12 protein-coding genes are annotated in these 13,787 nt (G+C 41.1%); 8 read left to right on the plus strand and 4 right to left on the minus strand.

All coding sequences use genetic code 11. The features are described from left to right. Positions 1-97 precede the first annotated feature (97 nt). Positions 98-589 (minus strand): YajQ family cyclic di-GMP-binding protein, encoded by a 492-nt coding sequence (locus tag AC59JT_RS07865; protein WP_497397502.1) that lies wholly within the window; start codon positions 587-589, stop codon positions 98-100. 181 nt (positions 590-770) lie between these two features. On the opposite strand from AC59JT_RS07865, the gene ppk1 reads away from it, so the two are divergent. The 3 genes from ppk1 (at position 771) to AC59JT_RS07880 (ending at position 4,482) form a co-directional block, all read left to right on the plus strand. Next, positions 771-2,819 carry a polyphosphate kinase 1 gene (ppk1, locus tag AC59JT_RS07870; RefSeq protein ID WP_497397504.1) on the plus strand — a complete coding sequence of 683 codons (2,049 nt, stop codon included), beginning with the start codon at positions 771-773 and terminating at the stop codon, positions 2,817-2,819. Then, complete coding sequence (locus AC59JT_RS07875; protein WP_497397506.1) at positions 2,816-3,703, plus strand: Ppx/GppA phosphatase family protein; 888 nt, start codon at positions 2,816-2,818, stop codon at positions 3,701-3,703. Before ppk1 ends, AC59JT_RS07875 begins: the two co-directional genes overlap by 4 nt. 209 nt (positions 3,704-3,912) lie before the next feature. Continuing rightward, positions 3,913-4,482: a UbiX family flavin prenyltransferase gene (locus AC59JT_RS07880; RefSeq protein ID WP_497397508.1), complete on the plus strand. Its 570-nt coding sequence runs from the start codon at positions 3,913-3,915 to the stop codon at positions 4,480-4,482. On the opposite strand, the gene AC59JT_RS07885 is transcribed toward AC59JT_RS07880, so the two are convergent. Beyond that, positions 4,479-6,590 carry an ATP-binding protein gene (locus AC59JT_RS07885; protein ID WP_497397510.1) on the minus strand — a complete coding sequence of 704 codons (2,112 nt, stop codon included), beginning with the start codon at positions 6,588-6,590 and terminating at the stop codon, positions 4,479-4,481. The two genes, AC59JT_RS07880 and AC59JT_RS07885, sit on opposite strands and share 4 nt — an antisense overlap. 249 nt (positions 6,591-6,839) lie before the next feature. Here AC59JT_RS07885 and mtaB point away from each other — a divergent pair, with 249 nt between their 5' ends. Genes mtaB through AC59JT_RS07905 form a run of 4 tightly spaced genes read left to right on the plus strand, consistent with a single transcriptional unit; the run spans position 6,840 to position 10,606 of the window. Further along, positions 6,840-8,159, plus strand: a complete 1,320-nt coding sequence (gene mtaB, locus AC59JT_RS07890; protein ID WP_497397512.1) for a tRNA (N(6)-L-threonylcarbamoyladenosine(37)-C(2))-methylthiotransferase MtaB — start codon at positions 6,840-6,842, stop codon at positions 8,157-8,159. A 27-nt stretch (positions 8,160-8,186) separates the two neighbouring features. Further along, positions 8,187-9,359, plus strand: a complete 1,173-nt coding sequence (locus AC59JT_RS07895; protein ID WP_497397514.1) for a prolipoprotein diacylglyceryl transferase — start codon at positions 8,187-8,189, stop codon at positions 9,357-9,359. After that, the gene (locus tag AC59JT_RS07900; RefSeq protein ID WP_497397516.1) at positions 9,352-9,840 is read left to right on the plus strand and encodes a GtrA family protein; all 489 of its coding nucleotides are present in this window, start codon (positions 9,352-9,354) and stop codon (positions 9,838-9,840) included. Before AC59JT_RS07895 ends, AC59JT_RS07900 begins: the two co-directional genes overlap by 8 nt. After that, the gene (locus AC59JT_RS07905) at positions 9,800-10,606 is read left to right on the plus strand and encodes an inositol monophosphatase family protein (RefSeq protein ID WP_497397518.1); all 807 of its coding nucleotides are present in this window, start codon (positions 9,800-9,802) and stop codon (positions 10,604-10,606) included. Before AC59JT_RS07900 ends, AC59JT_RS07905 begins: the two co-directional genes overlap by 41 nt. Before the next feature lie 287 nt (positions 10,607-10,893). On the opposite strand, the gene AC59JT_RS07910 is transcribed toward AC59JT_RS07905, so the two are convergent. After that, positions 10,894-11,442 carry a NifU family protein gene (locus tag AC59JT_RS07910; RefSeq protein WP_497397520.1) on the minus strand — a complete coding sequence of 183 codons (549 nt, stop codon included), beginning with the start codon at positions 11,440-11,442 and terminating at the stop codon, positions 10,894-10,896. 175 nt (positions 11,443-11,617) lie between these two features. Next, positions 11,618-12,964 (minus strand): adenylosuccinate lyase, encoded by a 1,347-nt coding sequence (gene purB, locus AC59JT_RS07915; RefSeq protein ID WP_497397522.1) that lies wholly within the window; start codon positions 12,962-12,964, stop codon positions 11,618-11,620. Positions 12,965-13,113: 149 nt separating this feature from the next. Here purB and AC59JT_RS07920 point away from each other — a divergent pair, with 149 nt between their 5' ends. Further along, positions 13,114-13,725 carry a TetR/AcrR family transcriptional regulator gene (locus AC59JT_RS07920; RefSeq protein WP_497397524.1) on the plus strand — a complete coding sequence of 204 codons (612 nt, stop codon included), beginning with the start codon at positions 13,114-13,116 and terminating at the stop codon, positions 13,723-13,725. The last annotated feature ends 62 nt before the right edge of the window (positions 13,726-13,787 follow it).

Here is a 13,787-nt window from a genome sequence, read left to right on the forward strand (position 1 = left end):
TCCGAAACAATAAAAGTTTTCATAAGTAGTAATGTTGGTTTAGTTTGAAAAGGCCGCCCTTTAATTAAGGAGCGGCCTTTTCTTTTATAACAAAACCTTAGTCGCGCATATTAATATACTGTAGCGGCTGGCCAAAATCGTTACCACGACAAAGGCTGATAACCTGTTGCAGGTCGTCTATCTTTTTTCCCTGCACACGCACCTGGTCGTCCATAATTGAACCTTGCACTTTCAGACCGCTATCTTTTATTTTCTTTACAATTTTTTTGGCTGTTTCCTGGTCAAGTCCTTGTTTAACCTTGATCTCCTTACGGATCATGTTGCCCGCGGCCGCTTGTTCTTTACCCATATCTAAAGCCTTAGGATCAAGCTGTTGTTTTACCATGCGGCCGATGATAGAGTCCTGAATGGCTTTTACGCGCATGTCATTCTCGGTAACAATAGTTATGATGTTTGTTTTCTTATCCAGGTCGATGGTGCTTTTTGAGTCGTTAAAATCATAACGGTTCAAAATTTCTTTTTTGGCTATGTTGATAACATTATCAAGCGTTTGGCCGTCAATTTTACTTACAATATCAAAAGTAGGCATATGCTTTGGTTTATAAATTTTGGTGCAAGTTAATTGAATGTCGGCATTAAACCATTTTTATGATGAAATTGTGCGTTAAATATTAACAAACAAAACATTTAGGATACCCAATACTTAATATTAACTTAACAAATAAATAAGCAGCTTTGTAATTACTGCTGAAAAGCAGGCGGTTTTAAATATGGATAATAAGCGAGTACCTTTTATTAACAGGGAAATTAGTTGGTTGTATTTTAATGAACGTGTACTGCAGGAAGCTGCCGACCCAACCGTCCCCCTAATTGAAAGGGTAAAGTTTTTGGCCATATTTTCGTCAAACCTTGATGAGTTTTACCGCGTACGGGTGGCCACTTTAACCCGCCTTGCTAACTTAAACGATAAGGCAAAAGCCATATTAGGCTACAATCCTAAAAAAGTACTTAATCAAATTAAAGGTATTGTTGTAAAACAGGAAAAGAAGTTTAACAACCTGTACGAAAATATCATTGTTAAGCAGCTGGCTGAAGAAAAGATATTCATTATTAATGATAAGCAGCTTAACGTTGCGCGTGGTACTTTCGTGAAGAAATATTTTCGCGAGAAACTACTCGCCATGCTGGTGCCTATCATGCTAAATAACGATGCACCGCTGCCCGAGCTACGCGACAGAGCTATTTATTTTTTTGTGCGATTGACTAAAGGCAAAAAAGTAACCTATGCTTTAATTGAAATTCCTGATAACTTATCCCGTTTCACTGTACTGCCCGATACCAATAACCTGAAGTTTATTATCCTGGTAGATGATATTATAAGGTATAGCCTTGACGATATCTTCTTCATATTTGAGCACGATAGCATGGAGGCGTATTCCATTCAGTTAACCCGCGATGCGGAATTGGATCTGGATAAGGAAGTAAGCGGTAAGTTTATCGACACGCTATCTAAAGGCCTGAAAAACCGCCGTAAGGGCCGTCCGATGCGCTTGCTGTATGATTCGGAAATGCCGCTGGATATGCTCAAATACCTTGTTAATAAAACCGGCATACAAGGCGAGGGGCTTATCCCGGGTAACCGTTACCATAACTTTAAAAACTTCATCGGGTTTCCCAATGTAGGTAGGCCTGAGCTGGAGTATGTTAAATACCCCCAACTACCGGTTAAAGGTTTGTCGTTTGATACCAGTTTAATGGCGCTTATAGCCAAAAAAGATTACCTGGTAAGTACACCATATCAAACATACGATTACGTTATTCACTTTCTTCGTGAAGCGGCTATTGACCCTAAAGTGAAAGAGATCAGTATTGCGGTGTATCGTTTGGCCGAGAACTCGCGTATTGTTCACGCGTTAATTAACGCAGCCAAAAACGGTAAAAAAGTAACCTGCCTGGTTGAGCTTACCGCCCGTTTTGACGAACAAAATAATATAGGCTGGAGCAACAAACTGGAAGAAGAAGGTGTAAACGTGCTTTACGGCATTGAAAACTATAAGGTACACGCTAAAATTTGTTTGGTTAGCCGGGTCGATAAAGATAAGACCACCTATTTCTCTTGCCTTTCAACCGGGAATTACAATGAGAAAACGGCGTCGTTGTATGCAGATCATACCTTGCTTACGGCAAACAAAAACATCACTAAAGATCTTCAGATAATTTTTAAAGCGCTTAGTAAGAATACGCTGCCTAAAGGCTTAAAAAACCTTATTGTATCGCCAATTGATTCGCGGCCAACTATAGTTAAGCTGATAGATAATGAGATAAAAAACGCTAAAGCCAAAAAAGCGGCCTATATGATCTTAAAGATGAACAGTGTAGCTGATGAGCAACTGATCAATAAGCTTTACCAGGCCAGTAACGCGGGTGTTAAAATTAAGATGATAGTGCGCGGCATGTGCTGCCTGGTGCCCGGCGTAAAAGGCTATAGCGAGAATATTGAAGTAGTAAGCATAATTGACAAGTACCTGGAGCATGCCCGGGTTCATATCTACTGCAATGGTGGCGATGAATTGATCTACCTTACGTCGGCCGATTTTATGTCGAGGAATATTGATAGCAGGGTTGAGGTTGGTTTCCCTATTTATGATAAGGATATCAAGAAAGAGATTCGTGATATCATCGATATACAGCTAAGCGACAATACCAAGGCGCGCGAAATAAACAGTCATAACACCAACAAATACCATAAAACTAAATCAGAAGCACCTTGCAGGGCGCAGTTTGATATTTATAACTATTTAAAAAATAAAACATCGTGAGATACGCGGCTATTGACATCGGATCAAACGCGGTAAGACTACTTATTGCTGATATTATTGAAAATCATCGTTCAGTTTCCTTCAAAAAAAACACACTGATACGCGTGCCGCTACGCCTGGGTGATGACGCTTTCCTTGAGAAAAACCTGTCAGAAAAGAAAGTTGCCGACCTTGTAAAAACCATGCAGGCTTTCCGCAACCTGATGGATGTGTATAAAGTTACCGAATACAAAGCCTACGCAACATCAGCCATGCGCGAAGCTAAAAATGGCCAATATGTTGTTGATATGGTAAAAAAAGAAGCTGATGTTGAACTGGAGATCATTCACGGACAGGCAGAAGCTAAAGTTATTTATGCCAGCCACGTTGAGCAAAGCATGGATAAAGGCCGAAACTACCTTTACATTGATGTAGGCGGTGGTAGCACTGAGTTGTCATTATTTTCGGAAGGAGAGATGGTGGCATCAAAATCATTAAATATCGGTACCATACGTATATTGGATAACCAGGATACCGAGGAAGAGTGGGAGCGTATGCATAGCTTCTTGCGCGAACATACGCGCCATTTTAAAAATATTACCGGTATAGGCACAGGTGGTAACATCAACAAATTATTCCGCTTGTCTGAAGAACGTGCCGGCGCACCCCTAAGTTTCGTTAAGCTAAAATCAATGTTCAATTACCTGGAGTCGTTTTCGTTGAAGGATCGTATCAACGTGCTGGGCCTTAACCAGGACAGGGCCGACGTTATTATCCCCGCATGCGAGATATACCTGTCGGTTATGAAGTGGGCGGGCATCAAAAACATCTACGTACCAAGGGTAGGTATGGTTGACGGAATCATCCAAACTTTGATAGAAAGCAACTTTACTGCAATCGATTAAATTATTTTAAAATAATTGTTTAATAATTAAGAAACTGTTTTTATATTTGTAGTGCCCTCTCAAAGGGCATGTTTTTCATAGGTAGATGTAGGGTCGGGTACTTGTATTCGACCCTTTTTTTGTGCTCCAAGCTTTCGTTTCACGCTATCTTCAAGCTTTTTAATCTAATTTGACATATCCTAAATGATTTCGGGTTAACTTTGTGTTGCATGAAGAAAAAGATCGTTGTTGCTATTACCGGTGCCAGTGGCGCTATATATGCCCGCCTGCTTTTGCAAAAATTGCAGCACTTAAGCGCGCAAATTGAGGAAGTGGCTTTGGTAATGTCTGACAATGCCAAACAGGTATGGCAATTTGAGTTGGATAATGATGATTATATCAGGCTGCCGTTTAAATTCTACGCCAAAACCGACTTCATGGCGCCCTTTGCATCGGGTTCGGCAAGGTTTGATACCATGGTGATAATTCCTTGCTCTATGGGCACCTTAGGGCGCATAGCGGGTGGTATATCAGACGACCTGGTTACACGGGCCGCAGATGTGATCCTGAAAGAACGCCGTAAACTGATACTGGTGGCGCGCGATACACCTTTGAATCTGATCCATATCCGCAATATGCAAACTGTTACAGAGGCAGGAGGAATTATCTGCCCCGCGGTACCATCATTTTATAACAAACCACAAACCATTGAGGAAGTAGCGATGACTGTAGTAAACCGGGTGATAGATCTGATCGGTTTAGAAAACAACAGCTATCGTTGGGGCGAAGAGTCTAACTAAGCTATAAAGCGCATGGCCGACAGGTTATTCTGTATAGCCAGCGATATTTTCTCTATCAGCGCGCGCTCCAGGAATGGTTTCAAAATAACATCATTAACTCCCACGCTGAAATAATGATCACGATCCTCCTTCATTACATTGGCTGTTAATGCCATAATAATGACGTTTGATTTGATAGGATCTGCCATTCTGCGGATCTTTTGAGTTAACTCCAAACCATTCATTACCGGCATTTCAATATCCGTTAATAACATATCGTAACTGTTTTTCTGCATCAGTTCAAGCGCCTCCTGGCCATTATAAGCCACATCGCATTTAACGCCCCATTTTTTAAGTATAGTGGTAGCCAGCAATACGTTTAGCTTATTATCCTCGGCCAGTAAAATTTGCTTGTCTTTCACCAGTTCGGCCATTACCACATCATCAATATTGGGGATTATCACATGGTCGGTATTTTCCAGTTCAACAAAAGGCAACTCAAAGGTAAAAGTAGATCCTATACCCGGTTTACTACTTACGCCTATTTTTCCACCCTGTAGTTCTACAATCTTTTTACAAATAGCTAATCCCAGCCCTGTGCCTTTGTGTTTGGTGACTTTCTGCGCCTGCAATACCTGCGAGAACTCATCAAAAATATGTGGCAAATTAGCTTTATCTATCCCCAGGCCGGTATCAATCACCTTTACCTTAAGAGTAGCTTTGTTTATCCCGGTTTTCTCTACACCGGTTTCCAGTGTTACGCGGCCTTTAACGGTAAATTTAATGGCATTTCCTATCAGGTTCATCAAAACCTGTTTTAAACGCATCTTATCACCTTCAACACACATGTCTTCGGCAACAGTGCTTAGGTTTTCCAGTACTATTTGCTTTTTAAGCGCGTGAATGTTCATCGTGGTTACCACCTCTTCTATCACTTGGCGCAGCATGAATGGGTTAGCTTCGAAGCTCATTTTTCCGGTTTCATATTTAGAAAAATCCAGTATCTCGTTTACCAGGTCGAGTATCATTTCTGACGAATTTTTGATTGCCGCCACCTGTTCTTTTTGTGCCGGTGGGAGGTGCTCCTGGCTCAACTGTTCTGAAAAGCCAATTACAGAGTTTAAAGGTGTACGTATCTCATGGCTCATACCCGCCAAAAAGTTGCCTTTTAATTGCGCATACTCCTCCGCTTTTTTGCCATAGTCTATCAGTAGTTGTTCATTTCTGAATATCTTCCAGATATTATAGAGCAAAATTGCAAGCAAGGCTATCAGAAAGATGAAAGTAATGGTTGATACTTTTTTAAACTCCCAAAAAACATTGGCCAGGTTTTCCTTAAGCGCGCTTTTGCTTTTCTCTACATATATCTGTTCTACGTTTTTGTAGTTTTTTAAATTATCAATTATCTGGTCGGTCAAATCATTGTTAAGCAGCAGTAATTGCTGCTCGTTGCTGCGAAGTTTGCTATTTGCCGAACTTAGGTTTTGCGAATAATTGTTATAGTTGCGTTTGTTGGTATTGATGATTTTTTTATCAATAACCTGTGCATAAGTAACAGAGTCTTTTTGCACTAACATCTCTGTAGGTTTTTCCTCCTTTTTTTTAGAGAAAACAGAAAATACCTTACCAAAAAATTTCTTTTTAGGTGCGGCGGCGGGCGCTATTTTTATAGTGTCAACTACTGTATTGTGTTCAACCTTTACAACAGGCTTGCTTATTTGATGCTGTATACTCGCTAAAGATCTGTTTACTTTTTTTGATGCGCCTATCAAACTATCCGTCTTAAATTTTAGGTGTACATAGCTGTCCGTTTTAGCTGCTTTCTGCAGTATTAAGCTTCTTAGTTTGTCCAGATCGGCATCCGGTTTATGGCTGGCCAGCTTGAGTTTATTTACTACACCCAAAACGTTGTTAATGTCCTCGGCCGACTGGCTTAAATATTTCTTATCGCCGGTTACAGTATACAGTCGGCTATAATTATCTGCACTGTAAAGGTCAATAATACAGCTATCTATCAGCGCCGAATTTTCGCGTGCCGATATCACCTGGTCAATATTGTTGCGAAGTAGTTGCGCCCGTTGATAGTGCAGGTATAGGTACTCTGTACCTACAAACAACGCTGTTATCATTAGTATAATTACAGCGTATCTAAGTATAGGTATTTTCCGCGCTACAGCAATCATGTAATAGTTTCGGTTTTGTTCATTTTATTCATTCAACACTAACTCCTACAAATAGTTGACCCAAAAGCTATTCCTAATGGTTGTATAATAATATTATTACAATACCTTAAAAACGGTTTTACATTGCCATTACAAGCCGGTCAAGTAGGTGTAATTAACTAATTGGTAAAAAGCTTATCTTTGCCGCCGAAAGAGATGAACAAAAAAGTAGCTTTTTATACCCTTGGATGTAAACTGAATTATTCGGAAACATCAACCATTGGCCGCCTTTTTAACGATGCGGGTTTTCGTACGGTTGATTTTACTGATACGCCCGACGTGTTTGTGGTAAATACCTGTTCGGTAACCGATAATGCGGATAAGAAGTGTAAAAAGGTAGTTAAAGAAGCGCTTAAAATATCTCCAAATGCCTACGTAACTATTGTAGGTTGCTACGCGCAGCTAAAGCCAAAAGAAATTGCCGAAATACCCGGCGTGGATATGGTTTTAGGCGCAGCCGAAAAATTTCAGATCATTGATCATATTACCGATTTAACCAAACGCCCTAAAGCTTTGGTATTAAATCAACCTGTATCTCAAGCTAACGAGTTCGTTCCCTCATTCTCATTTGGCGATCGTACACGTACCTTCCTGAAAGTGCAGGACGGTTGCGATTATACTTGCTCGTTTTGTACCATACCGCTGGCGCGTGGTGCAAGCCGTAGTGATACTATCCCCAGCGTAATAAAACAAGCGCAGGAAATAGCAGCTTCGGGCGTGAAAGAAATAGTATTGACAGGCGTTAACCTGGGCGATTTTGGTATCATCAACGGCGAACGTAAAAATAAATTCTTCGACCTGGTAAAGGCGTTGGACGAAGTTGATGGTATAGATCGTATCCGTATATCATCTATCGAACCAAACTTACTAACCGACGAGATCATCGACTTTGTTGCCACTTCAAAGCGCTTTGTACCCCATTTTCATATTCCTTTACAATCAGGCTCGAATAAAATATTAGGCTTAATGCGTCGCCGTTACAGGCGTGAGCTTTATGCAGATAGGGTGAATAAAATTAAAGAAATGATGCCCGATTGCTGCATCGGCGTCGACGTTATTGTTGGCTTTCCCGGCGAAACGCGTGATGATTTTGTGGATACTTATAATTTCCTGAATGATCTGAACATATCATATTTGCACGTGTTCACCTATTCGGAACGTGAAAATACTTTAGCTGCCGAAATGGATGGGGTAGTACCCGGTTCAACCCGTGCCGACAGGAGCAAAATGCTACATATCCTGTCAGATAAAAAACGCCGTGCTTTTTACTTTACCCAATTGGGCCGTAACGAGCAGGTGTTATTTGAGGGCGATATCAAAGACGGTTACATGCACGGCTTTACCCGCAACTACGTAAAGGTAAAAACCAAGTACGACCCGGTATTGGTTAACGAAGTTAAAAGCGTTCAATTAACAAACATTTCACCTGACGGTGATGTAGAAATAACCGAAAGCGAAGAAATTTTGGTGCATTAAACCTATATTCGCTTCAAACTTTAATCTATGTTCCCAAGCATTAGCTCGCTTATACAGTATCTCACCGGTTGGGATATTTTACTCCCCATACAAACTTTTGGTTTTTTCGTAGCACTGGCTTTTATGGCAGGGTATTGGGCTTTTTCGCAGGAGTTTAAGCGTAAAGAGAAGCTGGGTTATGTACATTCATTTGAAAAGGAAGTTACTGTTGGTAGCCCTATAACTACGGGCGAGCTGGCTGGCAATGGCATATTTGGCTTTATCCTGGGCTTTAAGTTTGTGGATATGGTGTTGAATTACCGCGCCTTCATTGATGATCCTCAGTCGTTTTTATTATCAACCAAGGGGAACCTGCTGGGCGGTATTGTTTTTGCTGCCGCGATGGCTTATTGGGCCTATGCCGAAAACAAGAAACAGGTATTACCCAAGCCTGTTACTAAAAAGGTAAAAGTGCATCCGTACGAGTTAATGGGCAGCCTGTTGCTTTGGGCCGCAGTTTGGGGCTTTGCCGGCGCCAAATTGTTTAATGCCCTTGAAAACTGGAACGATTTTATGGCCGACCCGGTTGACATGCTGATAGGTTTTAGCGGCCTTACCTTTTACGGCGGTTTAATATGCGGTGGCGCAGCTGTTTTATACATAGCCAACAAGCACGGTGTAAAACCTTTGGATATGCTGGATATTGGCGGACCGGGTATGATGCTGGCTTATGCCGTTGGACGTGTAGGTTGCCATATGTCGGGCGATGGTGATTGGGGCATACCCAATACCGCACCCAAACCGGGCTGGCTAAGCTGGGCGCCTGATTGGATGTGGTCGTTTAAATATCCGCACAACGTAAGTATGGAAGATGCCGGCAATACTATTGCCGACTGCGTAGGCAAATATTGTAATGAATTACGCCTGCCTGTATATCCCACTCCGTTTTACGAAAGTGTGATATGCCTGATACTGTTTTTTTTATTATGGCAGATACGCGATCGTATTAAAATATCAGGCGTTATGTTTGGTGTGTATATGATACTGAATGGTGTAGAGCGTTTTTTAATTGAATTGATACGCGTTAATACTAAATATACTGTGGGCGGTATATCATTCACACAAGCCGAATTGATATCGCTTTGTTTAGTATTGGGCGGAATAGGCCTGATAGTGAACGGTGTGAAAAATAAAGAGAAGTTAACCCCAAAGCATGCATAAATTAACCCGAAGCGATATTTTTAAAAACCAGGTTGTACGGTTTATATTTTCTGCGGGCGTAGGTTTTTTGGTTGATATTTGCGTGTTTTTTATCTTTTATAGAGTTTTACTAAAGCAACAAAACTACAATGTGCTGCAGTATAACGTAAACAGGCACTCCCTGTCATTAGCTATATCATTTTTTTCGGGTGTTATTGTTAATTTTTTAATTACCCGTTTATTGGTATTTAAAGAATCAACTTCGTCGCCTGCAAAACAATTAAGCCGGTTTTTAATAGTGGCTATCATAGGGTTCATGGCCAATTTACTCATACTTAATTTTTTGGTAAGGATGGGTTTAGATGCCCCTATAGCAAGAATAGTTTCGGCTTTAAGCTTGTTCTTCGCTAGTTTTTTCGTTCACAAATTTTTCTCATTCAGTATAGCACATAAACAACGTCATGCAGCAACAGCTACAGCAGATAACGGAACAGGTAATTGAACTAGCTAAACAAGCCGGCGATTTTATCCGCCAGGAAAGAAAAACTTTTACCACGGATAGGATAGAGCATAAGGGCCTTAACGACCTGGTATCGTACGTTGACAAACAAGCGGAAAATATTATCGTTGCACGTTTACAGGCCATATTACCCGAATCGGGCTTTATTACCGAAGAAAAAACCATTAACAAAACCGGCGAACGCTATAACTGGATCATTGATCCGTTGGATGGCACGACCAATTTTATACATGGCTTGCCGGTATTTTCTGTAAGTATAGCGCTCAAAGAGTATGATGAATTGGTGCTGGGCGTAGTATATGAAATAAACCAGGACGAATGCTTTTACGCCTGGAAAGGTTCGCCGGCATATTTAAACGGTACAGAAATTAAGGTGAGCAACGCACCAACTGTTGGTGATAGCTTGATAGCTACCGGCTTCCCTTATTATAATTTTGCTAAGCAACCACAATATATCGCATTGCTGAATCATTTAATGCAAAGTTGCCACGGTCTACGCCGTTTAGGTTCGGCAGCAACCGACCTGGTTTATACAGCAGCGGGCCGTTTTGATGCTTTTTACGAATACAATCTTAACCCTTGGGATGTTGCTGCAGGCGTAGTCATCATGCGCCAGGCAGGCGGGCAGGTGGTTAATTTTACCGGCGGCGATGAAGTGCTTGACAGTCGGGAGCTACTGGCTACCAATGGCAAGATAACAGGGGAGATGCTTGAGGCGATACGCACGCATTTTAAAATTGAAGGATAGCTGTCCTGAATTTAGGGCGCGCCACTTTTATGGTCATGTCTTTATTGTAAAAACTCAACTGGTTTATAATCAATTAGTTGTTTGATTTTGTGGGTGCGCCGCATTGCGCCGATTTTTTCGATAAATAATTAACAATCAACAACTTGTAAAATATTGCTGCGCCAAGTGCGCCACTTTTAAAATGGCGCACCTAACGCAAAAAGGCGACTATCAATAGATAGACGCCTTTTGTATTTTATAACTAACCAGTCAAACTAATCGCTGATCAACAAATCACTAATCTCTGATTATAACGCTTCCGAAACCACTTCCTGTACTTCAGGAACCATGCGTTTCAACAAGTTCTCGATACCTGCTTTTAAGGTAATAGTTGATGAGGGGCAACCACTGCAAGAACCGCGAAGCTCTACAGTAACCACACCTTCTTCAAACGAACGAAACGCAATTGCACCGCCATCCTGCTCAACAGCCGGGCGAACGTAGTCGTTTAGTATTTGCTGTATCTTAACCTCGGTTTCGGTACCTTCAAAGTTAACCTCTTCGGTTACCTCGTTTTGTACTTTGTATTCTGATTCAACCGCGCCTTTAACAAACTCTTTCAGTATCGGCTCAATGTCGTTCCAATCTGCGTCGTCAGTTTTAGTAACCGTTACGAAGTTGCTTGCGAAGAACACGCCGTTCACAAATGAGAATTTATAAAGTTCCTTAGCAAAAGGAGAGCTTTCAGCACTTTCTTTGGTCGCGAAATCCGCACTGCCATTGATAAGCAGCTTGTTCACAATGAACTTCATTGTTGCCGGGTTAGGTGTCGACTCAGTATATACGTTGATATTCATCTTATCCTTATTTAAATTGAATAACCAAATTTAGTTAGGTTTTTGGTTATTGCACTACCCTGAGTTTGTTTTTACTAATCAATGACGGTGTTACAATGTGCAAATGTGCGGATATACAGTGTGCAGATTAAAAAGTCAAATCATTTGCACATCCTCGCATCTGCATATCTGCACATTAAATCCCTGTATAATTTAAAGGTGTTATTTTTTTGATCTCTTCTTTAACGCGGTCGTTTACTTGTAAAGTATCCACAAACTCGGCAATGGTTTGGGCGTTAACTTCGGTATTGGTACGCGTAAGTTCCTTCAATGCCTCGTAAGGGTTAGGGTAACCTTCACGACGTAGGATGGTTTGTATGGCCTCAGCAACCACAGCCCAGTTAGCATCCAGATGCGACTTGATTACAGCTTCATTTAACAACAGCTTATTCAAACCTTTAATGGTTGATTTGAATGCGATAACCGTATGCGCCAAAGGCACACCTATATTACGTAACACGGTCGAGTCGGTCAGGTCACGCTGTAAGCGCGAGATAGGTAGTTTAGCGGCCAGGTGCTCAAACAAAGCATTGGCTATACCTAAGTTACCTTCAGAATTCTCAAAGTCAATGGGGTTAACCTTGTGCGGCATAGCTGATGAACCAACCTCGCCGGCTTTGATCTTCTGTTTGAAATAGTTCATTGAGATGTATTGCCATACGTCCCTGTCCAGATCTATAATAATATTGTTAATGCGTTTCAAAGCGTCGCATTGAGCAGCAAAGTTGTCATAGTGCTCGATCTGCGTAGTAAACTGTGAGCGATTAAGGCCTAATACATTGTTCACAAAGTTATTGCCGAAATCTTTCCAACTGATATCGCCGTAGGCTACATTATGTGCGTTAAAGTTACCCGTAGCACCACCAAACTTAGCTGAATATGGCACTTGCTTTAACAAAGCTAACTGATTTTCTAAACGCTCCACGAAAACTTGAATCTCCTTACCCAGGCGCGTAGGCGATGCGGGTTGGCCATGGGTGTGCGCTAACAATGGTATAGCGGCCCAATCATCAACATACTTCTTTAATATGGTGATCAACTCGTCAATCAAAGGATAGTAAGCCTCAGTTAAAGCTAATTTAAAGGTGTAGGGGATGGCAGTATTATTGATATCCTGCGAAGTAAGGCCGAAGTGGATAAACTCTTTATAAGCCTCCAAGCCGCCTAGTAAATCGAATTGTTGTTTAATGAAATACTCAACTGCTTTAACATCGTGGTTGGTGATCTTTTCAATATCCTTAATGCTCTGCGCATCAGCTTCGCTGAAGTTTCTGTATATGTCGCGTAACTTTTCGGCTACACTGTTATCTAAACCTTGCAGTTGCGGAAGCGGGTGCTGATATAATGCAATGAAGTATTCTATCTCTACAAATACACGGTATTTAATTAGCGCGTATTCCGAAAAATAAGCGGCAAGGTCGGCAGTTGCATTGCGGTAACGGCCATCAATAGGTGATATTGCAGAAAGAGGTGTCAGTGTCATTGTTTGAAATTTTGGCAAAGGTAACATTTTAAGCCTTAAATCGGGTACAAGGCTTAACTGTTAGGTAACCTGAACAGTGTGGAAAACTATATTTTTAATGGAAACTTTGAAATCTAAAAATGTTTCCATAGTTTTGACCAATTAAGTCAATGGTTCAAATAGACAGAATAATACAAGGCGGCGAGGACCTGTTTTTAAAAGCAGGCATCAAGAGCGTTACTATGGACGATATTGCCAAACACCTCGGCATGTCGAAAAAAACTATTTACCAGTTTTTTAAGGATAAAAACGAACTGGTAATAGCCCTGGTTAAAAAGAAGCTGCAAGAGGATGAGGATCAGATGTGTAGCATCATCAGCAAGTCTGGCAATGTTATTGAGGAAATGATCAACATGATGAAATGCTCGGAAGAGATCTTTTCACGAATTAATCCCATCGTGATACATGATCTGCAAAAATACCATCCCGAAGCATGGAAGCATTTCCAGGATTTTAAGGCTGATGTTATTGTACATACGCTGGAAGAGTTGCTTGCCAAAGGTATTGAGCAAGGATATATACGCCCCGACATTGATGTGAAAATTATGGCCCGAATGCGTGTTCACCAGGTTGAGATGGGTTTTAACACCAACATATTCCCGGTAGCTGAGTTTAGCGCATGGAAGGTGCAATATCAACTTTTGGAGCACTTCAACTTTGGCATATGTACGCTTAAAGGTTATAAATTATTAAACGAATTTAAAAATATCGACAACGACTAATATCCTGCTGACATACGGTTGTCAAAGCCCGGTTGTTACTTTGGATATCACAACATAAAACA

Source organism: Mucilaginibacter sp. A3364, assembly GCF_059690715.1.